The 23,646-nt window shown below is 41.7% G+C and carries 17 protein-coding genes and 1 pseudogene; 6 read left to right on the top strand and 12 right to left on the bottom strand.

The features are described 5' to 3' along the window. The first annotated feature begins 14 nt into the window (after window positions 1-14). On the top strand, window positions 15-1,505 hold the full coding sequence (locus GBN19_RS00090) for a YifB family Mg chelatase-like AAA ATPase (RefSeq protein WP_151776737.1): 1,491 nt from the start codon (window positions 15-17) through the stop codon (window positions 1,503-1,505). Between the two features lie 62 nt (window positions 1,506-1,567). On the opposite strand, the gene GBN19_RS00085 is transcribed toward GBN19_RS00090, so the two are convergent. Further along, window positions 1,568-2,326, bottom strand: a complete 759-nt coding sequence (locus GBN19_RS00085; protein ID WP_375707840.1) for a TorF family putative porin — start codon at window positions 2,324-2,326, stop codon at window positions 1,568-1,570. Between the two features lie 492 nt (window positions 2,327-2,818). Here GBN19_RS00085 and GBN19_RS00080 point away from each other — a divergent pair, with 492 nt between their 5' ends. Then, entirely contained in the window at window positions 2,819-4,108 is a 1,290-nt protein-coding gene (locus GBN19_RS00080) for an OprD family outer membrane porin (protein ID WP_151776736.1), read from the top strand. A 103-nt stretch (window positions 4,109-4,211) separates the two neighbouring features. Here the strand turns inward: GBN19_RS00080 and ppa are convergent, their stop codons facing one another. Then, window positions 4,212-4,739, bottom strand: a complete 528-nt coding sequence (ppa, locus tag GBN19_RS00075; RefSeq protein WP_151776735.1) for an inorganic diphosphatase — start codon at window positions 4,737-4,739, stop codon at window positions 4,212-4,214. A 113-nt stretch (window positions 4,740-4,852) separates the two neighbouring features. Continuing rightward, a complete protein-coding gene (locus GBN19_RS00070) occupies window positions 4,853-5,251 on the bottom strand; it encodes an MAPEG family protein (RefSeq protein ID WP_151709251.1) in 399 nt (132 codons plus the stop codon). A 108-nt stretch (window positions 5,252-5,359) separates the two neighbouring features. Between GBN19_RS00070 and GBN19_RS00065 the strand changes: the two genes are divergently transcribed. Continuing rightward, entirely contained in the window at window positions 5,360-5,746 is a 387-nt protein-coding gene (locus tag GBN19_RS00065; RefSeq protein ID WP_151709250.1) for a hypothetical protein, read from the top strand. Between the two features lie 38 nt (window positions 5,747-5,784). Here GBN19_RS00065 and GBN19_RS00060 read toward each other — a convergent pair whose 3' ends face one another. From GBN19_RS00060 to GBN19_RS00035, 6 genes are all read right to left on the bottom strand, one after another. Beyond that, window positions 5,785-7,464, bottom strand: a complete 1,680-nt coding sequence (locus tag GBN19_RS00060) for an AMP-binding protein (RefSeq protein WP_151776734.1) — start codon at window positions 7,462-7,464, stop codon at window positions 5,785-5,787. Between the two features lie 132 nt (window positions 7,465-7,596). Then, window positions 7,597-9,822, bottom strand: coding sequence for a DNA topoisomerase IV subunit A (parC, locus tag GBN19_RS00055; protein ID WP_151776733.1), 2,226 nt, complete (start codon window positions 9,820-9,822; stop codon window positions 7,597-7,599). Window positions 9,823-10,013: 191 nt separating this feature from the next. Continuing rightward, the gene (gene niaP / locus GBN19_RS00050) at window positions 10,014-11,333 is read right to left on the bottom strand and encodes a niacin transporter NiaP (RefSeq protein WP_151776732.1); all 1,320 of its coding nucleotides are present in this window, start codon (window positions 11,331-11,333) and stop codon (window positions 10,014-10,016) included. Window positions 11,334-11,395: 62 nt separating this feature from the next. Further along, complete coding sequence (locus GBN19_RS00045) at window positions 11,396-12,037, bottom strand: trimeric intracellular cation channel family protein (RefSeq protein ID WP_151709246.1); 642 nt, start codon at window positions 12,035-12,037, stop codon at window positions 11,396-11,398. Window positions 12,038-12,074: 37 nt separating this feature from the next. Beyond that, window positions 12,075-12,542 carry a YchJ family protein gene (locus tag GBN19_RS00040; protein WP_151709245.1) on the bottom strand — a complete coding sequence of 156 codons (468 nt, stop codon included), beginning with the start codon at window positions 12,540-12,542 and terminating at the stop codon, window positions 12,075-12,077. A 44-nt stretch (window positions 12,543-12,586) separates the two neighbouring features. Next, window positions 12,587-14,176 carry a TerC family protein gene (locus tag GBN19_RS00035; RefSeq protein ID WP_151776731.1) on the bottom strand — a complete coding sequence of 530 codons (1,590 nt, stop codon included), beginning with the start codon at window positions 14,174-14,176 and terminating at the stop codon, window positions 12,587-12,589. A gap of 384 nt (window positions 14,177-14,560) precedes the next feature. Here GBN19_RS00035 and GBN19_RS00030 point away from each other — a divergent pair, with 384 nt between their 5' ends. Next, entirely contained in the window at window positions 14,561-15,172 is a 612-nt protein-coding gene (locus GBN19_RS00030) for an LOG family protein (RefSeq protein ID WP_151776730.1), read from the top strand. A gap of 306 nt (window positions 15,173-15,478) precedes the next feature. Here the strand turns inward: GBN19_RS00030 and guaA are convergent, their stop codons facing one another. The 3 genes from guaA to GBN19_RS00015 all read right to left on the bottom strand — a co-directional run bounded on the left by guaA (window position 15,479) and on the right by GBN19_RS00015 (window position 19,268). After that, window positions 15,479-17,047: a glutamine-hydrolyzing GMP synthase gene (gene guaA / locus GBN19_RS00025; RefSeq protein ID WP_151709242.1), complete on the bottom strand. Its 1,569-nt coding sequence runs from the start codon at window positions 17,045-17,047 to the stop codon at window positions 15,479-15,481. 138 nt (window positions 17,048-17,185) lie between these two features. Then, window positions 17,186-18,901, bottom strand: a complete 1,716-nt coding sequence (locus GBN19_RS00020; RefSeq protein ID WP_151776729.1) for a cation acetate symporter — start codon at window positions 18,899-18,901, stop codon at window positions 17,186-17,188. A 10-nt stretch (window positions 18,902-18,911) separates the two neighbouring features. After that, on the bottom strand, window positions 18,912-19,268 hold the full coding sequence (locus GBN19_RS00015) for a DUF485 domain-containing protein (protein ID WP_151776728.1): 357 nt from the start codon (window positions 19,266-19,268) through the stop codon (window positions 18,912-18,914). A gap of 183 nt (window positions 19,269-19,451) precedes the next feature. Between GBN19_RS00015 and GBN19_RS00010 the strand changes: the two genes are divergently transcribed. Both GBN19_RS00010 and GBN19_RS00005 read left to right on the top strand, forming a co-directional pair. After that, a complete protein-coding gene (locus GBN19_RS00010) occupies window positions 19,452-22,943 on the top strand; it encodes a hybrid sensor histidine kinase/response regulator (RefSeq protein ID WP_151709239.1) in 3,492 nt (1,163 codons plus the stop codon). A 176-nt stretch (window positions 22,944-23,119) separates the two neighbouring features. Continuing rightward, a pseudogene (locus tag GBN19_RS00005) lies at window positions 23,120-23,646 on the top strand (IS5 family transposase); the annotation flags it as partial.

Here is a 23,646-nt window from a genome sequence, read left to right as displayed (position 1 = left end):
GAACTAAAAATTATATGTCTTTTGCTAAAGTTTACACACGGGGTGTTCTCGGTCTTCAAGCACCTCTCATTGAAGTTGAGGTTCACGTCAGTCAGGGCTTACCCTCTTTAACCATTGTTGGTCTACCCGAAGCCGCTGTTCGTGAAAGTAAAGATCGTGTGCGATCTGCAATTATTAACAGCGGATTTCAGTTTCCAACAAAAAGACTGACCATTAATTTAGCACCTGCAGATTTACCCAAAGATGGCTCACGCCTCGACTTGCCAATTGCACTGGGTATTTTGATTGCATCTGGACAAATTCCTGATCAACATATTGCCAATTATGAATTGATTGGAGAGCTTGCGCTTGATGGTCAACTGCGTGCCATTTCTGGGGTTCTAAGTATCGCTTTAGCTTGTAAAAAAGCCAATCATCAATTGCTATTACCGTATGATAATGCACAAGAAGCTGGGCAACTTGAGCAATTGGCTGTTTACCCTGCTTGTTCACTCAAACAGGTTTGTCAGCACTTTTTAGATCAACAACATATTGACTGTTATACATCTCAAAGTCGGCTAAGTCAGGAGAATTCCTTACCCGATCTTGCAGATATTAAAGGTCAGCTTCGTCCCCGACGAGCTTTAGAAATTGCCGCAGCAGGTGGGCATTCTATCTTGTTTCGTGGGCCACCTGGGACAGGTAAAACATTATTGGCTTCGCGCTTACCCAGCATTTTACCGCAACTTAATCAAGATGATAGTTTAACTGTTGCCAGCATTTATTCTGTTGCCAATCAGCCTTATCAATTTGGTCAACGACCTTTTCGTGCTCCACATCATACAGCCTCGGCAATTGCTCTGGTTGGCGGAGGCTCACAGCCCAAACCAGGGGAAATCACGCTTGCCCATCTTGGTGTGCTCTTCCTTGATGAATTGCCTGAATTTGATCGAAAAGTGCTTGAAGTTTTACGCCAACCCTTAGAAAGTCAGGAAATTGTGATTTCACGTGCTGCAAGGCAAATGACTTTTCCCGCCCAGTTTCAGCTGATTGCTGCCATGAATCCCTGTCCATGTGGTTATGCTTTTAATCAGGACAGTCGTTGTCAATGTTCAGCAGAGTCCATTAAGCGCTATCAAAATCGGATTTCGGGGCCATTGTTAGATCGTATTGATTTACATATTGATGTACCTCCCTTGTCCGCCCAAGATTTACAAAACTCTGAGCGAAGTGAAAGTTCTGCCTGTGTCCGCCAACGCGTTCTGCAAGCACATAGTTTCCAACTGAACCGCCAAGGTTTCAATAACCAACTCCTTTCACCACAACAACTTGAAGATTATGCAGTCTTATCTCCTGACTCACAGAAAATGCTTGCAATGGCACAGCAGCGTTTAAATTTATCTGCTCGGGCTTATCATCGGGTTTTACGCGTTGCTCGAACCATTGCAGATTTAGCACAAAGTGAATTGATTACTTCAGTTCATTTATCTGAAGCACTTTCGTATCGAAGCCCATTTCAAAGCTAATTTCACTTATAAAAAAACCGCTCAAACGAGCGGTTTTGAAAATTTTGAAGTCGAATTTTGGTTTAGAAAGTTTTTGTCAAACTAAACACTGCACCTGTATCTACACTTCGGTCTAGAACACCAGTATAACCATCCATATTTGTGCCTACCGCATCTAACTCCGCAGTGAGCCCTGCTACAGATTTAAAGTTATAAGTCACACCCGCTTTCCAGTCAAAGAAGTTGTCATCATTACCATAAATCTTTTTATCTGCTTTGCTATAACCTACACTTGCAACGCCACCAAAGCCTGTATCAGCAAAAGGTAAGCTATAAGCAAGATTAAAGTTCCAGTTACTGACATCAGAATCACCAGCATATTTATTGGTGTAGGCAACACTTGGCGTTAATACATCACCTTTAACAATGCTGTCAGCAAAAATCAGTTTTGCATAATATTCTGGGTAATTAATATCACTATTGCTTGGATAGTTATAATAGGCAACACCAAAATCAAGTGTAGGTTTAATTGAACCTAAAGTAATGGGTGTGGCAAAACCAATCGTTGGATCAAGTTCTAAATGTGCACTATCCCCACCAAAATCTACATTTGATGCAAAGGCTGAGAAATACAAACCTGAGCTATGTGCCAAGGTCACTGTTCCCTGAATCGCAGGATCATTTTGTGTTTGAGATTGACCGCGCCAGCGATAATCTGAAGTCAATGCGACATTTCCACTGACTGTAAAACCATATTGAGCCAGTGTTGTATCTTCTGCAGCCATGGCCGCAGTTGATAATGTCGATACAAATAATGCTGTAGTGAATAATTTCTTCATCATGCTGTTTCTCCCCAAACAGTGAATTCGATTTTTTTGGTTATTTCTCTCAACCCATTGAGTATTAGCAATTGCTATGCCAACTTTATTGCATTACAAATCCTAATTCTGCTGTGATTCAGGATTAAGTTGAGCATTTTTAGTTCATTCTACCGATTTATTTGCTTTTAAAAAGTGCATTTTTATCTAGAAAGAAAATAGCTTTGACTTCTTTCTGATTTAAATTAAATTCATATTATTTATATTTAAATTAATCATTTTATTCACTTTAAATGAAAAACAAATATCATTTACAAATATTGATGTGCTGATTTAACTTAAAATATTCTGAATTTTTATTTTAAAAATAGAGATATATTAAACCCATATGAAACTTTAGTGAAAAAGTCGTTAAATAATGTTGATACCGATGATATTTTTATTATAGATTAAGAACACTTTGTAACTTTCTGTATCAACTCGAAAGAACAGTTTATTTATTTTTAGGGGAAACCAATGCTAAAAGCACAGAAGCTAACCTTAGCAGTTTTAATTCAGGCAACTTTAATCTCTTCCGCATATGCAAGTGAACAAAGCGAAGCTCAAGGCTTTGTTGAAGGTGCAAGCGCATCGGTTTTATTCCGTACTGGTTTTATCGATCGTGATAAAAAAGGGATTGTTAAAGACGAAGCTGCTGGCGTTTACGATACTCGCTCTACCGTTCAATCTGCGATGCTAAATGCTGAGTCAGGCTTTACTCAAGGTACTGTCGGTGTTGCTGTTGGTGTTGTTGGTGATTACTCTGTAAAACTCGGCGACAACAAACATTCTGGCAATGGTATGGTTCCTCGTGACTCAAATGGCAACACCTACGATCAATGGGCACGTGGTGGCGCTTATGTTAAAGCACGTGTTTCAAATACAACTGTAACTTATGGTACACAAGTTCTTGATATCCCAGTACTTGCAAGTAATACCGCACGTAATGTTCCAGAATACTTTACGGGCACATTGATCACGAGCCATGAAATCAAAAATCTAGAAGTGATCGCAGGTAAATTCACTAAAGACCAAATGTCTGATCAAATTGCAACTGACCAAAGTAATTTAAAACGTGCCTATGTTTGGGGTACAAAATACAAATTTAATGACCAATTGAGTGGTTCGTACTATGGTTTAGACAGCAAAGATAAGCTAACTCGCCATTACGTAGATGTAAACTTTAAACAACCTTTAAGTACTGATAGCTCACTGACTTATGACCTAAGTGGTTACCATACTAAGTGGGATAAAGATGCATCAGTATCTTCAGCAAAACCGAATGTTGATCTTTCAGATCGTTCAAACAACATTTGGGCGTTCTCTACAACTTATAACAAAGGTCCACATAGCGTAATGTTGGCTTACCAACAAAGTACAGGTAATACAAACTATGCTTATGGGGAAAATGCAGACGGTTTCCAAAGTATCTATTTGCCAAACTCATACCTTTCAGACTTTAATGGTCGTGGTGAGAAGTCTGTACAAGCTCAATATAATGTTGACCTAGGTGCATTTGGTGTTCCTGGCTTATCATTTACAACAGCTTATGTATATGGTTGGGATATCAATACTGCAACCACGCAAAATGCCAAAGAAAGCGAATTCTTTAACCAAATTAAATACACAGTTCAATCTGGCTTTGCTAAAGGCGTAAATTTACGTTTACGTGAATCTATCTATCGTAATAGTGATGCTTATAGCGGATATATGCCTGATACCAACGAAACTCGTATCTTCCTAGACATTCCTGTTAAATTCTTCTAATCATCTTTGATGATCTAGAAAACAAAAACCTACACTTTGAAGTGTAGGTTTTTTTATGCAGCAAAATAAAATCAATGTGCTCATCATAATGAGCAGAAATCACTTATTTTTTAGCCGCTTCAATCGCTTTCACAACTTCAGCTTTTGCAACATCTGCACCTTCCCAACCTGAGATTTTAACCCATTTACCAGGCTCTAAATCTTTGTAGTGTGCAAAGAAATGCTCAACTTGGCTGATCAATAATTTTGGAAGATCTGTATATTCTTGAATGTCTTTGTACAAAGGAGACAATTTGTCGTGTGGTACAGCGATCAATTTTGCATCGATACCACCGTCATCTTCCATGTTCAATTTACCAACAGGACGGCAACGAATCACAGAACCTGCAGCCACTGGATGTGGAGTTACCACCAATACGTCTAATGGATCGCCATCTTCAGACAAGGTATTTGGCACATAACCATAGTTTGCTGGGTAGAACATTGCTGTACCCATGAAACGGTCTACAAACAATGCATCTGAATCTTTGTCGATTTCGTACTTAATTGGTGCAGCATTTGCTGGGATTTCAATGATCACATAGATATCATTTGGTGCATCTTTACCAGCAGGGATATTGTTGTAGCTCATGACAATACTCTTTAAATAGAAACAAATTGAAAAAATTGAGCATAGAACTCAAGTTTTATCATGCGCACAATTATACATGGCACATGATTTGATGGGAAAAATATTCAACAGGCTTACAGTAGACGAATGGTAAATATCAACAATAAAATCGGACAAACCATCGAAAAAAACCAGATAATTGAACGTAGCGTTGCCCAGTTTGCCAAATAGCAAATACCATACAAAACACGCAGAACAATATAAGCGATCCCTAAAGTCATGATCATGCCCTGATTCATCACCATATATTCAGCCATAAGAACTGAGGTTAAAAATAACGGTAAACTTTCAAAGCTATTTTGCTGAGCGGCATTGGCTCTCGCGGCTAATCCTGTGGTTTTGGCTAAAAATTCACGTGGATTCTGATTATCTTTTAATTTATATCCACCTGCGGCTTTAGCAATAAAGGCAAATACATAAGGCAATAAACATGCAGTCAAAATTAGATAAATAATCCCGCTTATGCTTTGCATGAATGTTTTCTCTTATTGAAATTAAACAAGTCCACATCATAGCATGGCTTTTCTATGATTTTTTCTGTTAAATATAGTGCTTTCTATTATGCAAATGTGGACACACGAATGGTCGATCAAGATCAACAAACTCTGTTAGATGCTCTCTCTCAACAAGCCCTCGCCCAAAAACGTGTTGATCGCATTCTCAAAATTGTTCTACCGATCATGTCCTTACTGATTACCACGATTTGCGCCAATATGACATGGCAATCAACGCTCGGCACATTGATCATGCTTACCGTTGCCTTTTATGCAGTTGGCATTAAACGTTGGTCGCTTTGGCTCTGGCTCATTTTAACAGCGTTATATTGTGTGATTGATAATTATCTGACCTTTGGAACATTACAGCTTAAAAATCTACGCTTACAAATGTTGGGAATGTTGCCTTTCCTGATTATTATTTATATGGCACGTCCTTATTTAGACAAATTCATGCTGCAATCCAAAAAATAAGACCGAAATTTCGGCCTTATTTTCAACAGGAAAATGCGCTATTTGGTTTTATTACGCAAGTCTTTACGCAAGATTTTACCAACATTAGATTTTGGCAATTCATCCATAAATTCCACATAACGTGGACGTTTGTAACCTGTTAAATTGTCTTTTGCATAAGCCAATAACTCTTCTGTGGTTAGACTTGGATCTTTCTTCACGACAAAGAGTTTTGGCACTTCACCCGATTTTTCATCCGCTACACCAATCGCCGCAACTTCCAAAACTTTTGGATGCTTGGCAACAACTTCCTCAATTTCAGCAGGATAAACGTTAAAACCTGATACCAAAATCATGTCTTTTTTACGATCCACGATTTTAATAAAACCGCGATCATTCATGATACCGATGTCCCCTGTACGGAAAAAACCATCTGCTGTCATGGTTTTTGCCGTTTCATCAGGACGGTTCCAATAGCCCTTCATGACCTGTGGGCCACGAATCGAGATTTCACCTTGTTCCCCTAATGCAACGTGATTGCTATCATCATCTAAAATAGCCACTTCTGTTGCAGGTAATGGAATCCCGATGGTACCACTGAATTCTGAAGATGCAGGTGGGTTAAAGGTTGCTACAGGAGAGGTTTCTGACAAACCATACCCTTCATGAATAATAATTCCTGTCAGCTTTTTCCACGCTTCCGCAGTCGATGGCAACACTGCCATACCGCCACCAAGCGCCAGTTTCATTTGGCTATGATCAAGCTGACCGAAACCATCATTATGCACTAGAGCATTAAATAGCGTATTTACCGCAGGGAAAATCGTAGGTTTAAACTTAGATAGCTCTTTGGTCAGTGCAGGCAAATCACGTGGATTTGGAATCAGTAAGTTACTGAACCCTTTATACATCCCATAAAGTTCACATACAGTAAACGCAAAGATATGATAAAGCGGCAAAGCACAGACCAAGCGCTCAACTTCTTGCGAATCTTTGCCAAATTTACTCTGGAACATGGTGTCACATTGCAGCATATTGGCAATCAGGTTGCGATGCGTCAGTTCAGCGCCTTTCGACACCCCTGTTGTACCACCTGTATATTGTAATACAGCCGTATCGCTCATGGTTACCATGGGACGCTTATATTGACTTGGGCTGACTTTATGCAATGCCGTATTGAAACGTACATGACCTGGAATATCCCAGTCAGGAATTTGTTTACGCACTTTACGTAAAACAAAGTTGACCAAGTTACCTTTCACGAGTCCCAACATATCGCCAACCGATGCCACAACGACATGTTTGACTGGCGTATGACCAATAATTTTTTGATAAACCGAAGCAAAGTTTTCAATAATCACCAAAACTTCTGCACCAGCATCATTGAGCTGATGTTCAAGTTCGCGTGCAGTATACAGTGGATTGACATTGACCAAAATCAATCCTGCACGGAAAATCCCTAAACTGACAATCGGGTATTGGAAGACGTTCGGCATCATCACTGCAACGCGTGAGCCTTTCGCCAAGCCTAAGCTTTGTAAATAGCAGGCAAATTTCTTACTTTCACGATCAACATCGGCATAAGAAATGGTTTTATCCATGAAAATAAAAGCATCTCGAGAACCGTATTTTTGAAAATTACGTTCAAAAATATCAATTAAGGAAGTATTTTCGGATGGCAATTCAACTACTTCGGGAATACCAGTTTTTTTGTATTCATCAATCCAAATTTTTTCCATAATGCTTTTAATCTCCAATCTATAATCCTATCTGATCGCGTTGTATGCTATGCGGCTGATTGTTGAGTTTGTTATGCCCAACGCGCTTTTGCTTCCACAATAGCATATATAACGTATTTCAAAATTGGCTTACTAGATCAATGTCTGAACTATGAGTTTATTTGCTTTTTGATAACCACGTGGTAGAAGTTGCCCTTTTGTGCCACGTTTTCCAAGATATTTTTGTAAGTCATCGCCTTTGAGTTTCAATTGTTGTTGTCCCGCAACGACCTGAAGTACATCAGATAAATTTAATAATTGCATATCTACAACAATTTCATTGTCTTGAAGTTGTATCAGTTTATTTCCTTTACCTTTGTTTAAAACAGGTAACTCTTGTAAGTCAACAATCAGGACGCGCCCTGCTGAGCTTAGCAAAGCAACATGACTGTTTTGTTGAATGTCCATGAGTGGCAAAACTTGTGCCTGATCAGGAACTGTCAAGAAAGCCTTACCTGCTTTGGCATTGGTATCGAGTGCGTGGGCTTGGGTTTTAAATCCATAGCCTGCATTGCTTGCAGCCAATATCTCTTGCTGATCATCCGCAATCAAGACTTGCGTAAATGCAACCCCATTAGCAGGGGCAAGTTTTGAGCTTAACGGATCACCCAAACCCCGTGCCGATGGCAAGCCATTGATTGGCAAAGCATAACTACGCCCTGTCTGATCGAGAATATAAACCCGCTGATTGCTCTTACCGACAGCATGACTTAAGTACTGATCGCCTGCGCGGTAATTCAGCTTTTCTGCATCGACCTCTGCACCTTTTGCAGCACGAATCCAACCTGCTTCTGACAAGACCACTGTAACTGCTTCGGCAGGCATCAAGTCTTGTTCTTTAATTTGCACCGCTTCGGCACGTTGCACAATGGCAGAACGGCGCTCATCACCAAATTTTTTCGCATCATCCTTCAGTTCATTAATCACGAGGTTTTTCAATGACTCAGGATTCGCCAATTGCTCTCGAATAATCGCCGCTTTGGCAGAAAGTTCATCCTGCTCTTGGCGAATTTGCATTTCTTCAAGTTTGGCCAATTGACGTAATTTCAGTTCGAGAATGGCTTCGGCCTGAATTTCATCGACATTGAGCTGCTCCATGAGCGCTACTTTCGGCTGATCAGCATCACGAATAATTTGAATGACGGTATCAATATCTAAATATGCAAGCAGCAAGCCAGCCAAAATATGCAGGCGCTTTTCGATTTTATTCAGATGATATTGCAAACGGCGTGTCACGGTTGCTTTACGGATTTCGATCCATTCCAACAGGATTTTACGAATCGATTTGACCTGTGGACGACCATCCGCCCCGATCATGTTTAAATTGACCCGATAGCTTGATTCCAGATCTGTCGTTGCAAACAAATGGCTCATCACCTGTTCAGCATCGACACGGTTTGAGCGCAGCACAATCACCAAACGGGTTGGGTTTTGGTGATCCGATTCATCACGAATGTCGGACACCAAAGGTAATTTTTTCGCCAGCATCTGGTCAGCGATTTGTGTGACCACTTTTGAACCCGACACCTGATACGGCAAATCAGTGATCACGATTTCATTTTTTTCAATCGTATACACAGCACGCATACGATAACTGCCACGACCAGAAGTTTGGATTTTTAATAATTCATCTGGTGGGGTAATAATTTCGGCTTTAGTTGGCAGATCAGGACCTGGAATATATTCGGCAACTTTTTCATCGCTCAAATTCGGGTTACGAATCAGGGCAATGGTGCCTTTAATCACCTCACGCAAATTGTGGGGTGGAATGTCGGTTGCCATCCCCACCGCAATCCCTGTCGTACCATTGAGCAAAATATTCGGTACACGTGCAGGCAGATTAATTGGCTCTTTGAGCGAGCCATCAAAGTTGTCCTGCCAGTCACACGTGCCCTGCCCAAGTTCAGACAGGAGTAATTCACTAAACTGCGATAATTTGGCTTCGGTATAACGCATGGCAGCGAAAGACTTCGGATCATCGGGTGAACCCCAGTTACCTTGTCCTTCAATAAACGGATAACGATAACTAAATGGCTGTGCCATCAACACCATGGCTTCATAACATGCCGAATCACCATGCGGATGGTATTTACCGAGGACATCCCCCACAGTACGTGCGGACTTTTTCGGTTTACCACTATGCTTCAAGCCTAGCTCACTCATGGCATACACGATACGACGCTGTACAGGTTTTAAACCATCACTGATATGTGGCAATGCACGATCCATAATCACGTACATGGCATAATTTAAGTAGGCTTGTTCGGTAAACTCTGCTACGGAGCGGTTTTCTGTCGCATGATGCGCAAGATTGGTCATAAAAATATTGAACCTATCTGAGAGCTAAGATGAATAAAAATGTGAATATTGCTATTTAACAAGATCGTAAGCTAAACGTAAATAAAACCCTTTGATCTCGTTGTTTTTTTCTACGCTTTATCTGAATTTGAATCAAATATGAAATGTAACGACATGCTGAAGCACATCATTACGTTCCACTCGACTCATTCTTATAATCCGATTGATTCGAGCGTTTTACCTTGAGTTTCTTCCCCAAGAATGACGATCACGGCTGCAACTGCCAGTAACACCACAGTAAACATCATAAAGACATGATGAAAAGCATCTGGTGCAACCATTAAGCTTGTCACCACCATTGGGGCAACAATACCACCAATTCGTCCAACTGCTGCTGCCCAACCTGAACCAAATGCCCGAATATTAGTTGGATATTGCTCAGGCGTATAAGTGTATAAAACACCCCATGCCCCCAAGTTGAAGAATGACATTAGGCAACCCCAAAACATAATGCTGTTGTCACTACTGGACTGTCCAAAGAAGTAGGCTGACACCGCACAGAGTCCGATAAAACCTGCGAGGGTCGCTTTACGTCCCAGTTTTTCAACCAACCACGATGCCACGATATAACCAGGCAGTTGTGCCAAAATCATGAATAAAACATATTCAAAAGATTTCACAATATCATAGCCTTGCTTGACTAACAGACTCGGCAACCACGTAAAGATACCGTAGTAGGAAAATACGATTCCAAACCAAATCAACCACAGCATTAAGGTACGGCGCACAAACGGTTTTTGCCACAATTGTTGAAAGGATACTTTCTGTTGATGAGCAACAGGCAATACCTCAATCTCTTGAATCACCTCAACCCCTACCTGCTGTTCCAACTTCTGAATGAGCTGATGTGCTTCTACAATTCGATTACGATTAATCAAATACGGAACAGATTCAGGGACTTTGGTTAAAACAACCCAGACATAAAACAACGGTAAACCGCCAATCAAAAAGGCAATATGCCAGCCAAAATGTGGAATCAGAAAATAGGACACCAGTGCTGCAACTAGCCAACCCAGTCCCCAAAAGCTTTCTAGAAGAACAATAAAACGACCACGTACCTGTGCAGGAATATATTCACTAACTAACGTCACGGCAACTGGAAGCTGACCGCCAAGTCCTAAACCGACCAAAAAGCGGCAGACTAAAAGTACCGTGAGATTCGGCGCAAAAGCACACAAGGCTGTGGCAATACTATAAAGCACCATGGTGCTAGCAAAGACATTCTTACGACCAAAACGATCGGCCAATGCGCCTGAAAAGACCGCACCAATTGCCATACCGACAAAACCAATACTGACAATCCAGCCACTTTCTGTAGGGGTCAGCCCCCAGTCATGCACCAGTTTGGTCATAATAAATGCGATGATGCCTGTATCCATCGCATCGAACATCCACCCCAAACCGACAATCCCAAGCAAATTATAGTGAAAGCGACCTATCGGTAAGCGTTGTACACGAGATACCAGATCCATAAGCTGTTCTCAAATTAAGCAATAAGTGATTCAAAAAACATAAAACTGATCTAAACAATACTTTATTCATCAATTGATGATGCTGAGTGTCCATCATCTTCTTTATAAATGAATTTTGGCATTTCCAGACCAAAATAAATGGCAATAACCCGTAGGCTGAAACCAAAAATCAGGGTAATGACAATGGTGGTTTCCAGTGTCAAGTTGAGGATATTACACAGCCAATAACACACAACAGCGACAAAAGAAATACTGGCGTAAAGCTCACGGCGGAATACCAACGGAATATCATTACATAAAATATCCCTTAAAATACCACCAGATACACCTGTTAAAACACCTGCAACAGAGGCGACCACAAAGCCATGCCCCATCTGAATGGCAATCTGACAACCAATAATGGTAAAGGCAATTAAGCCAAGTGCATCAAGCAATAAGAATACAGAACGAAGATGTTTCATCCATTTGGCAATAAAAATCGTGAGCAATGCTGCACAGCAGGTCAATACCAAATATTCAGGATGTTTTACCCAACCCAAGGGATAATGCCCCAACAAGACATCACGGACAGACCCGCCACCCAATGCAGTGACGCAGGCGATCAGAATCACCCCAAACCAGTCCATACTACGTCTGCCCGCAGACAATGCTCCCGTCATAGCTTCGGCGGTAATCGCAATAATATAAATAACCGTAAGCAACATTTCCGAAACCTTTTAACCACTTAAACAGGCGTACATATTAAAGAAAAGCTGCACAACAATGTTTAAATTTTTTGCCTGAGCCACAGATACACGCTTGCTTCATGCTTGGACTTTGCTCAAGAGTCGGGTCAAGGAAAAACCACTGTTCGGCATGAAAGACAAAATAGGATTTTTCATGGTGGATTTGCTGTTCCTGACCATTGAAATAATACGCTTTGAATTCCACCATGGCGTGGGTTTTATCGACTTTGGGCAGGCTATTGATAATTTCCAGTTGTTGCCACTGATTATGTCGACTCCATGCATCCAAGGCAGCACGGTCAAGCTGCTGTTGCTGACCTAAAGCTGTTGTTTTGACAATATAATCAATCTGATGTTTGGCAAATGCACTGTAACGTGAGCGCATGAGCTGCGCTGCGCTTTGTGCTGCTGTCTGCCCTTGATGTAAAGGTTGGCAACAGGTGGCATATTCGCCATAACCACACGGGCATGTTTGTTCGCTCATAAAAATAGCCCTCATGTTAAAGGGCTATTTTAGCAAAATCAGACTTAAGATGTTTCTTCAGGTTGAGCTTTTGGCACGATATGTACTTTTTCGATTTTATGCCCATCCATCGTCACGATTTCAAAGCTATAACCATCGGCTTCAACCACATCGCCATTTTCAGGCAAACGTCCCAAATGCAACAACAGATACCCCGAAAGTGTTGAGTATTCTTCACTTTCATCGACCAAGTCACGCCCAAGCAATAAGGAAATATGACGAATATCGGTTGAACCATCAATCATCAATGAACCATCTTCGAGACTTTCAGCAGCAGCCTGCATTTCGTCTTCGTCTGGGAACTCACCCGCAATGGCTTCTAAAATATCAATTGGAGTGACAATCCCTTCAATCGAACCATATTCATTGAGGACAATCGCCATTTGCAAAGGCGCTTGGCGCAATTGTTCCATGACCATCAAAACATGCGCATTTTCATGCACAATCATTGGCTCACGTAAATGATCGGTAAAGTTGAGTTTGCCTGTTTCGATGTACTCATTCAAAATTTTATGGGTTAACGCAATACCCGCCAAATTGTCCAACTCGCCATGTGCGAACACTAAACGCGAATGCGTCATTTGAGTCAGACGTTCTTTAATACGCTCTGGACTATCGTCCAAATCCACCCACTCCAGTTCAGGACGTGGGGTCATGACAGACTTCACAGGACGTTCTGCCAAACCTAATACGCCCTGAACCATCACACTGTGATAAGCGCTATTTTGATCATCAAACATTTCTTCAGCAAAAGCATGTGTTGCCAATACATCCTGATGATCGGATGCGGTTTCATTGTTATTTGAATTGGACTTGCTTCCTAACATCCGCATCACAGCAGAAGCCGTCCGATAACGTAAATCGGTCGTAGTCACTGTTCGCTCTTGATTACGACGTGTCACTTGATTAATTGCTTCAATTAATACTGAGAAACCGATCGCGGCATATAAGTAACCTTTTGGAATATGGAAATTAAAGCCTTCCACCACCAAAGAGAAACCAATCATCATCAAGAAGCCCAAACATAAAATCACGACGGTTGGATGTTTATTGACAAAGTCCATGAGTGGCTTCGATGCCCAAAGCATGACACCAACAGCAATCACTACGGCAATCATCATGACGGAAAGATGCTTCACCATTCCGACCGCGGTAATCACACTGTCGAGTGAGAATACCGCATCAAGCACCACAATCTGAGCAATCACCACCCAAAATGCGGCATGCACAGGGTTTTCTTCTTTTAGATGTTGTTTGCCTTCAATCCGTTCATGAAGTTCCATCGTGCCTTTAAATAATAAAAACACACCACCAAACAACAAGATCAGGTTATGTCCTGAGAACGGATGCCCTAAAATATGAAATAAAGGTTCATCTAAAGTAACAATCCAAGCAATGGATGCCAACAACACCATACGCATACACAGTGCTAGCATTAAGCCAATCACTCGTGCTTTACCACGTTGCTCTGGAGGCAACTTTTCTGACAAAACAGCAATAAAAACTAAGTTATCAATCCCGAGGACGACCTCAAGAATGACCAATGTTGCCAAACCTACCCATGCAGAGGGATCAGACATCCATTCGAAAATCATTGATCACACTCCCCGAAGAAAGCTTTGACTGAACAGTGAACTTGAGTCAAAAAGAAAAATGGAACTGAAATGCAGTCCGAAGTTTGAATGATTAAAAAATTGTTCGAGTGCCTACAACCACTACCCATGTTGATCTATATGTTGTGAATCGAATTTTCAGTATAGGCAAGATTTTTTAGAAATTCATCATTTTTTATCCACTTTTCGCGAGAGTTTTTCAGCAATTTTGTGTTTTTATCTGCATTTCTTTGCAAATGATCTTTCAAGATTCAAAACAGCCAGAAGATTTACAAAATACGCTAAAAATACAATAGCTTTCGCATACAATTGTCATATTTCTTGCTTAATCTAAATTGAGAAAACGTGATAAGGTGAGAAGAAAAGATGAATAGTGTCGTCGATATGAATAAAGATTTAAAAGTAAAAACAACCCAAGCTCTTATTGCACTGTACTGTGGTTCTCGTGTGGGTAATAAAGCTATTTATTTAGAAAGTGCCATTCAGTTGGCTCAAGGCTTAGCACAACATGGTTTTGGCATCGTTTATGGTGGCGCCAGTATTGGTTTAATGGGTCAGGTTGCAGATACTGTACTTGAACATGGTGGTGAAGTCGTTGGTGTCATCCCTGAATTTATGCTGGATTATGAATCTGCGCATGACCAACTGACTGAACTGCATGTTGTTGAAACAATGCATGAACGTAAAGCGATGATGGCTGAGCGTGCCAGCGCCTTTATTGCGCTACCTGGTGGTTTAGGTACATTTGAAGAAATTTTAGAAATTGCCACTTGGGGGCAGCTCGATCAACATCAGAAACCGATGATTTTATATAACGTCAATGGTTTTTATAACGCCCTGATTGCTCAGCTTGACCATGCGGTGCAGGAAGGTTTCTTGCCACCACAACATCGCGCTAAATTGATTGTTTGTCAGAGTATTTCTGAAATTTACACAGCCATTAATAATCTAAAAGTGCCTGTGAGTTTTGTGATTTAAATTAAATATCTTTCATCTGCTGGCGTTAATGCCAGCTTTTTTTATTTTAAGAATCAAAGAATAAATCATATCATCCATAAAGAAGGACGCTTACGCGTCCTTCTTCTCAAAACTTTCTATTCTGCCGCAGGCATAGCCTTTGGCGTAAAATCGGCAAAATGCGTTGCATTTTGAAATCCCAACTGCTGCGAGCACAGCTCTTGGCGTAATTCAGGCAAGAAGTTTCACTTCTTGAAATCCCTCCTGCCGCAGGCATAGCCTTTGGCGTAAAATCGGCAAAATGCGTTGCATTTTGAAATCCCGATTTTACTCCCATTCAATTGTTGCAGGTGGTTTAGATGACACGTCATAAACAACACGTGATACATCTTTGATTTCATTCATGATACGCGTAGAGATTTTGTCCACCAACTCATATGGCAAGTGAGCAAAACGAGCTGTCATAAAGTCAACTGTTTCAACAGCGCGAAGTGCAACAACCCATGCATAACGGCGACCATCACCAACCACACCTACAGATTTCACAGGTTGGAATACTGCAAATGCTTGCGCAGTTTTATCGTACCAACCGCTGTCGCGAAGTTCTTGCATAAAGATGTCATCTGCAAGGCGAAGAATATCGGCATATTCTTTTTTCACTTCACCCAAAATACGCACGCCCAAACCTGGACCTGGGAATGGATGACGGTAGATCATGCTGTGTGGCAAGCCTAAAGTTGTACCCAATTTACGCACTTCATCTTTGAACAAGTCACGTAATGGCTCAACCAAGTCAAATGCTAAATCTTCTGGTAAACCACCCACGTTATGATGTGATTTAATCACGTGTGCTTTACCTTGTTTGCTTGCAGCAGATTCGATCACGTCAGGGTAAATTGTCCCTTGTGCCAAGAATTTCACGCCATCAAGTTTACGTGCTTCTTCGGCAAATACTTCGATGAATTCACGACCAATGATTTTACGTTTTTTCTCAGGATCAACTTCACCTGCCAACGCTGTCAAGAAACGCTCTTCAGCATCTGCACGGATCACACGGATCCCCATGTTGTCAGCAAACATTTGCATCACTTGATCGCCTTCGTTTAAACGAAGCAAGCCATTGTCTACAAATACGCAAGTCAACTGGTCACCAATCGCTTTATGTAAAAGCGCAGCAACAACAGATGAGTCAACGCCGCCAGACAAACCAAGAAGAACTTTTTCATCACCAATTTGTGCGCGAAGTTGTTCTACGCGTAAGTCGATAATGTGTTCTGGTGTCCAAAGACCACGGCAACCACAGATTTTATGTACAAAGTTAGAAAGAAGTTCCGCACCTTTTGCAGTGTGTGTCACTTCAGGATGGAACTGTACACCATAGAAACGACGTGTTTCATCGCTTACTGCTGCAAAAGGACAGCTTGGTGTGCTTGCTGTAACGGTAAAACCTTCTGGAATCGCACTGACTTTGTCACCGTGGCTCATCCACACATGCAATTGGTTTTCTTTATCTTGTAAGTGACCAATCAACTGGTCACGAACTAAAATATCAACTTCAGCATAACCAAATTCATGAACAGTACCTGGTTCAACTTTACCACCCAACTGTTCAGACATGGTTTGTAAACCATAGCAAATGCCAAGAACAGGAACACCCAGTTCAAACACAACTTGAGGTGCACGTGGACTACCTTCTTCATGAACACTTTCAGGACCACCTGACAAGATAATGCCGTTGGGTTTAAATGCACGAATGTCTTCCTCAGACATATCAAACGCATACATTTCAGAATATACGCCTGCTTCACGTACACGACGTGCAATCAATTGGCTATATTGCGAACCGAAATCCAAAATCAGGATACGATCTTCAGTAATTTGGGTATTGGTAGTCATGAGAAACAACTATAGATAGCTAAAGAAGATAGGCGCGCTATTCTAGCATTTTTTATTGATGAAGCACATTGCCTAATTTGTGTATTATTTAGACATTAAAAAAGCCCCTGACGGAGCTTTTTTATTTCAACTTACAGATTAGTGATCAGATGCACCTGATGCGCCAATCCCTGTCATTGAGCGAACATATTGAGCGTCGAATGCTTTACGTTCTTTTTCTGCACGCGCTGACTTGTCTGTTACAGAGAAGAACCAGCAGCAAAGGAATGATAATGGCATTGCAATGATTGCTGGACCATTCAATGGGTTAACTGGAGTCTCAGCGATTTTAAGCGTATCTACCCAAACTGCTTTAGACAATACAATCATAATCACTGCTGTTGCCAAGCCAACAACGCCACCAATTACCGCACCACGAGTGGTTAAGCCTTTCCAGAACATTGACAATACGAGTACTGGGAAGTTTGCACAAGAAGCAACAGAGAATGCCAAACCTACCATGAATGCAACGTTTTGTTTTTCAAACAAGATACCCAAGATCATCGCAAAGATTGCAAGACCAAGTGTTGCAATTTTTGACATACGAAGTTCAGATTCAGGTGTTGTTTGACCTTTTTTGAACACGTTTGCATACAAGTCATGAGAAATCGCAGATGCACCAGAGAGTGTCAAACCAGCAACTACTGCAAGAATCGTTGCGAATGCGACTGCTGAAATAAAGCCCATGAACATGTCGCCGCCTACAGCATCACTTAGATGCACAGCTGCCATGTTGTTACCACCAATCAATTCCAATTTGCCAGTCATTGCCATTTTTGCAGCATCAAGGAATTGAGGGTTGTTCGATACGAACAAGATCGCACCAAAACCGATAATGAAAGTTAATAGGTAGAAGTAACCAATAAAACCTGTTGCAACAACTACTGACTTACGTGCTTCTTTCGCATCTTTTACTGTGAAGAAACGCATCAAGATATGTGGCAGACCTGCTGTACCAAACATCAATGCCAAGCCAAGAGACAATGCATCAATCGGATTTGCTGCAAGTTTACCAGGCCCCATGATTTTAGATGCATCTTCAAAGCTGATATGACGTACGTCACCAAAAACCTGGATAGATTTCGTAAACATTTCGCTGAAGCTGAAACCTACAGAGTTCATTACCATGAACGCCATGAAGGTTGCACCGCTCAGTAACATGACCGCTTTAATGATCTGTACCCAAGTTGTTGCCAACATGCCACCGAAGATTACATAAGCCATCATTAGTAAGCCAACGACAACAACTGCAATGTTATAGTTTAGACCGAACAGAAGTTTAATCAGCTGACCTGCACCCACCATTTGTGCAATCAGATAGAACGCTACAACAACCAACGAACTAAATGCAGCAAGTGTACGTACTGGTTTTTCTTCCAAGCGGAAAGATACTACGTCAGACAGGTTGTATTTACCCAAGTTACGTAGACGTTCAGCAACTAGGAACAATACGATTGGCCAGCCCACCATGAAACCAAGTGAGTACAGCAAACCGTCAAAACCTGAGCTAAACACCATTGCAGAAATACCGAGGAATGACGCCGCTGACATGTAGTCACCCGCAATCGCCAAACCATTTTGGAAACCACTGATACCACCACCTGCGGTATAGAAGTCTTTGGTACTTGTAGTTTGTTTTGCTGCCCATTTGGTAATGAACAAAGTTAAACCAACAAAGATCACGAACATGATAATCGCGTGCCAGTTGGTTGCCTGTTGTTCAGTAGCACCAAGATCCGGGCTTGCCATCGCAACTGTTGAACAAAGTGCTGTTGATGCAAGCAGAGCTTTAGTTTTTAGAGAAGTCCAATTCATCCGCATGTCCTCATCCGTGAGTTGCATTAGATTGAGAAGAAGTGCTGCTTTGATGCGTAATCGCTTCAACTTCTTTCATGGCTTCTGAACTCAACTGGTCAAATGAATTGTTGGCGATGTACGAATACACACCACATAAAACAAAAGACAAGACGATGATACCGAGACCAAGAGGAATCCCCCAAGTCGTTACTCCACCACTAAAAGAACTCATTAAGAACTCTTTGTTGTAACCGACAAGTAGCATGAAACCGACATAGATCATCAACATAATAATGGTCAATGTCCAGCTCAATTTACTTTTACGGCTTACCATTTCTTTGAATTTTGGATTTTGTAGAATTCGTTCTACTTGTACCTCATCCATAACCTTACTCCATGTGTACAACCAGCCTTGGTCGCATTTTTAATTGTTTTTTCTGTGTTGTAACGGTATCAATATTTAAGGCTTTTAGTCAGTTAGACTTTGGTCGCTAAAATTTTAAGTGGGGTTGTCGTTCAGCATTCAGCTTCGGGTATGATAAGCACAGATCATCTGCAAGCAGCCAATATGAATAACTGGGTAATCATTGGGGTATTAAGCCTTTACATTCTAATTTTGTTTGTCTGTGCCTTCTTTGGAGAGAAATATGCCAGCCGTCTAAGTGCGCGTGGACGCATGTTACTCTTTAGTCTAACCCTGGGTGTCTATTGCTCTTCGTGGACATTTTATGGCGCTACAGGCGCTGCCGTCCGTCAGGGAATTATCTTTTTACCCATCTACTTAGGACCGCTGTTATTCATTTGGTTAGGCTATGATATTTGGCGTCGAATCGGGCGAGTCCGCCAACATCATGCCATTGCCTCGATTGCTGACTTTATTGCAGCACGTTATGGTAAAAGTGGCACGCTTGCATCTTTGGTCACTGTTCTTGCCGTGATTGCGATTATTCCCTATCTGGCTTTACAACTGCGTGCAATCGCATTAAGCACTTCTGTTATTCTTCCTGAAAACAATGCCTTACATCTCACCACAAATACCGTACTGGTGCTCACTTCAATTTTAGCCATGCTGTCCATGGTATTCGGCACACGACAAATGGCCAATACTGAGCAACATGGTGGACTGATGTTGGCGGTTGCCTTTGAATCATTTGTAAAATTGTTTGCGTTACTTTGTGTTGCAATTTTCTTTATCACCAATGATCCCAACAACCTGACCCAAATCAGTAAGGACATCCAAGAGCAGTTCCATGAAGTACAAATCAGTGGCGTTCCCGACACCTTTTGGGTGCAAACGCTACTGGCTGCTCTCGCCATTATTTGCTTACCGCGGCAGTTTCATGTGGCTGTAGTTGAACTGCGTGATGAAAAACATATTCGTGGCGCTCGCAAATGGTTTTCTTTGTATCTGATTTTAACCACGCTGACCATTTTCCCAATTGCCAGCTGGGCACTGCATGTACAACCCGATTTACTTAAAATTCCAGATGTAGCCGTACTTAGTTTACCGATGAGCTATAACCATGAATGGCTAACGATTTTGGCATTTCTTGGTGGGTTCTCGGCATCGACAGGCATGTTACTGGTTTCATCGGTCGCACTCTCCATCATGCTCAGTAATGACCTGATCATGCCCGCATTATGGCGTTTTAATCTGTTATCACGTCATGATCAACGCTTACCTTTGGTGCTCAAGACCACTCGACGCATTTGCATTGTTGCAGTCATGCTGATGGGGTTCTTATTTTTCCATTACTTTAATGACATTAACCAGCTTTCAGTCTTTGGATTATTGGCTTTTAGTGCTGTTGCACAGTTCGCACCTGCTTTAATTGGTGGACTGTATTGGCGAGGAGGCAGCCAACAAGGGGTCTATGCAGGGTTATTGGTTGGCTTCATTATGTGGGCTTATACCTTATTGTTTCCAACCATTTTACGTAGCCTACCGCATGGTTATGCAGAATTGAGCAGCCAGATTCTACATGGCGGCTTGTTTGGAATTAATGGCTTACGTCCTGAAGCATTGTTTGGCTTCGAATCACTGGCACCACTCACGCATGGTGTCATGTGGTCATTGGGTCTAAATACCATTCTCTATATTTGGGTTTCCAAAGCCTATCGTCCAAGTGTGGCAGAGCAGATTCAAGCTGAGAGTTTCTTTTACTATGAAACCAAGCCCTTACCTTCTCAAAACTCAAACCATGAAATGGGCTATTTCCATCCTGATAGCCCTCGTCTAAAAATTAGTGATTTAATGGCGCTTGCCAAACGAATTACAGGTGAAGGCCCTACCGTACATGCTTTTCAGCAGTTTTGTGATCAAAATTATTTAGTACTCAATACCAATAGCATTGCCAATGGCATGTGGTGGCGTTTCACTGAACAATATTTGGCAGGAACGATTGGAGCTGCATCGGCACGCACCCTGCTCACCACGGCGCTGGCCAACAATGGTCTAGGCATCGCTCAGGTTGCCAACATTCTCGACCAAGCTTCACAATGGCAACGCTTTAATCAAAATTTGCTGATGACCATGATCGATCATATGACTCAAGGGGTCAGTGTGGTCGATGACAATATGTGTTTAGTGGCTTGGAATAATCAATACTTAAAGCTTTTTGATTATCCAAAAGACCTTGTTTATGTTGGTTGCCCGATTTCCGACCTGATTCGTTATAACGCAGAACGTGGTGAATGTGGGCCAGGGTCAATTGAAGAGCATGTCCGCAAACGGATTCACTGGATGAAAGTCGGTAGTGCCCATGAGTTTGAACGGATTCGTAAAGATGGCCGTGTCATTCAAATGCGTGGTAATCCAATCGAGGGCGGTGGATTCGTCACCACTTTCGCTGATATTACAGCATTCCGTGAAAATGAAGCTGTGCTTGAAGCTCGTGTGAAAGAACGTACTCAACAATTGGCAGATGCACTGTCAGAACAGCAGCGCGCACGTGAACAAGCCGATACTGCAAACATGTCCAAGAGTCGCTTTATTGCTGCAGCCAGCCATGACTTGCTGCAACCGATGCATGCAGCCCGCTTATTTAGTACGGCACTTGAGCAAAGTATTCAGTCCGAGGAAGATCGTCAGACCCTTCAGCAACTAGACCGTGCTTTGCATGGTGCAGAAAGTATGTTGTCTGCTCTACTCGATATTGCACGTTTAGAAGGTGGAACGATTCAACCAAAACGTCAGGCTTATCCTTTACATGATCTGCTCAGTGATTTGAAGCTACAGTTTAAGTCGATTGCTGCTCAACGTGGTATTGAGTTTCATGTCCATGATGCTACGTTCTGGATCGACACCGATCCACAATGGATTCGTCGTATTATTCAAAACTTTGTCAGTAATGCCCTGCGCTATACAGCCAAAGGGCGAATCGTGGTTGGGGTTTTACGTTCAGCATCACAACCCAATCATATCCGTATTGGAGTTTGGGATACTGGGCCAGGCATTGCAGAGGAGCAACGCATCAAACTGTTTCAGGAATTTGAACGCTGTGGACATACTTCACCGTGGGGCGAACAAGGTTTAGGACTAGGCTTGGCAATTGTGCAGCGTATGACCAGCCTACTTAACTACCCCGTACATGTCTATTCGCATTTACAACGTGGTTCGTGCTTCATGATTGAAGCGCCTATTGTTGCTGCGCCGAAAATTACAGCAGCGCCGATTCAAATGATGCCGCTCAGAAATACAGCCTATAAGATTTTATGTTTAGACAATGACGAAAATATTCTTGAGGGGATGCAGGCGCTATTGAGTAAATGGGGACATCAGGTCTTTAAAGCCAGAGAACCTGAAGAAGCCAAGCGTATTATTGAACAGGAAAACATTCAGATTTGGCTGATTGATCAGCACTTAAATCAGGAACAACGTGGTTTAGATTTTATCTTGGAATATCGCCAAACTGAAACTCCAGTGGCTTTGATTACCGCAGATTCTGATCCAGAACTCCCTGAGCGTCTCAAACAGCTCAATATTATGCTGCTGAAAAAACCCCTGAAACCTGCATCAATGCGAGCGTGGCTTTCAGGCTTAAAACTCCCCAACAACTAAACTTAACGCTACTTCTTTATTTATAGATGGGGAGGTAGCATTTTTAAAAAAATGCAGTATAAAATTTAAGTTGTCATCTAATTGCAATAAAACATACAACTTCATTTGTTTTAGTCAATTTAAAAAAAATCAGCATATAACATTGATTTATATTATTTAATTACGGCTTTGTTGCACAAACCTATTCTGATACTGCCATCCAGTGCTGTCTGATGATCAAATCCCTATTTCGATTGTCTTTACGCATGGTCACAGGTTTTGTTCAAAGTCTGATTAACCCTTTGTGGATGAGCAGCCCCGAATATCAGTGATATTCGTACAGTACGCTTTGTAGAAGACAAAAGCATATTGATATTCAAATTAGCTATGAGAAGAGTTGCAATGGACTGCCTTGCGCAATATATTGCTCATTGTCGATTCCACGGGCTTGAAGTTTTTAGGTGAAGGTGAATGGAAACGTAAGAAACATCAGCCTGAATATCGTCGCCAATGGCGTAAACTCCATATTGGTATAGATGCTAAAACCCTACAAATACGGGCAGTTCAGCTCACGACCAACAATGTAAGTGATTCACAGGTACTTGGTGATTTACTTGATCAAATCCCGTTGGATGAGCAGATTGATTCAGTCTATACCGACGGGGCTTATGACACAAAACAATGCCGTCAGGTCATTGCAGATCGGCAAGCACATGCAGTGATT

The organism is Acinetobacter brisouii (genome assembly GCF_008993995.1).
Classification (GTDB): domain Bacteria; phylum Pseudomonadota; class Gammaproteobacteria; order Pseudomonadales; family Moraxellaceae; genus Acinetobacter; species Acinetobacter brisouii_A.
The sequence above is the reverse complement of the archived record's forward strand: the minus strand, read 5'-3'. Positions and strand labels throughout refer to the sequence as shown.

Bases quoted from the DNA above. Each gene is read 5' to 3' on its own strand.
- GBN19_RS00090 (WP_151776737.1), top strand. From the start codon at position 15: ATGTCTTTTGCTAAAGTTTACACACGGGGTGTTCTCGGTCTTCAAGCA.
- GBN19_RS00085 (WP_375707840.1), bottom strand. From the start codon at position 2,326: ATGATGAAGAAATTATTCACTACAGCATTATTTGTATCGACATTATCA.
- GBN19_RS00080 (WP_151776736.1), top strand. From the start codon at position 2,819: ATGCTAAAAGCACAGAAGCTAACCTTAGCAGTTTTAATTCAGGCAACT.
- ppa (WP_151776735.1), bottom strand. From the start codon at position 4,739: ATGAGCTACAACAATATCCCTGCTGGTAAAGATGCACCAAATGATATC.
- GBN19_RS00070 (WP_151709251.1), bottom strand. From the start codon at position 5,251: ATGCAAAGCATAAGCGGGATTATTTATCTAATTTTGACTGCATGTTTA.
- GBN19_RS00065 (WP_151709250.1), top strand. From the start codon at position 5,360: ATGGTCGATCAAGATCAACAAACTCTGTTAGATGCTCTCTCTCAACAA.
- GBN19_RS00060 (WP_151776734.1), bottom strand. From the start codon at position 7,464: ATGGAAAAAATTTGGATTGATGAATACAAAAAAACTGGTATTCCCGAA.
- parC (WP_151776733.1), bottom strand. From the start codon at position 9,822: ATGACCAATCTTGCGCATCATGCGACAGAAAACCGCTCCGTAGCAGAG.
- niaP (WP_151776732.1), bottom strand. From the start codon at position 11,333: ATGGATCTGGTATCTCGTGTACAACGCTTACCGATAGGTCGCTTTCAC.
- GBN19_RS00045 (WP_151709246.1), bottom strand. From the start codon at position 12,037: ATGTTGCTTACGGTTATTTATATTATTGCGATTACCGCCGAAGCTATG.
- GBN19_RS00040 (WP_151709245.1), bottom strand. From the start codon at position 12,542: ATGAGCGAACAAACATGCCCGTGTGGTTATGGCGAATATGCCACCTGT.
- GBN19_RS00035 (WP_151776731.1), bottom strand. From the start codon at position 14,176: ATGATTTTCGAATGGATGTCTGATCCCTCTGCATGGGTAGGTTTGGCA.
- GBN19_RS00030 (WP_151776730.1), top strand. From the start codon at position 14,561: ATGAATAGTGTCGTCGATATGAATAAAGATTTAAAAGTAAAAACAACC.
- guaA (WP_151709242.1), bottom strand. From the start codon at position 17,047: ATGACTACCAATACCCAAATTACTGAAGATCGTATCCTGATTTTGGAT.
- GBN19_RS00020 (WP_151776729.1), bottom strand. From the start codon at position 18,901: ATGAATTGGACTTCTCTAAAAACTAAAGCTCTGCTTGCATCAACAGCA.
- GBN19_RS00015 (WP_151776728.1), bottom strand. From the start codon at position 19,268: ATGGATGAGGTACAAGTAGAACGAATTCTACAAAATCCAAAATTCAAA.
- GBN19_RS00010 (WP_151709239.1), top strand. From the start codon at position 19,452: ATGAATAACTGGGTAATCATTGGGGTATTAAGCCTTTACATTCTAATT.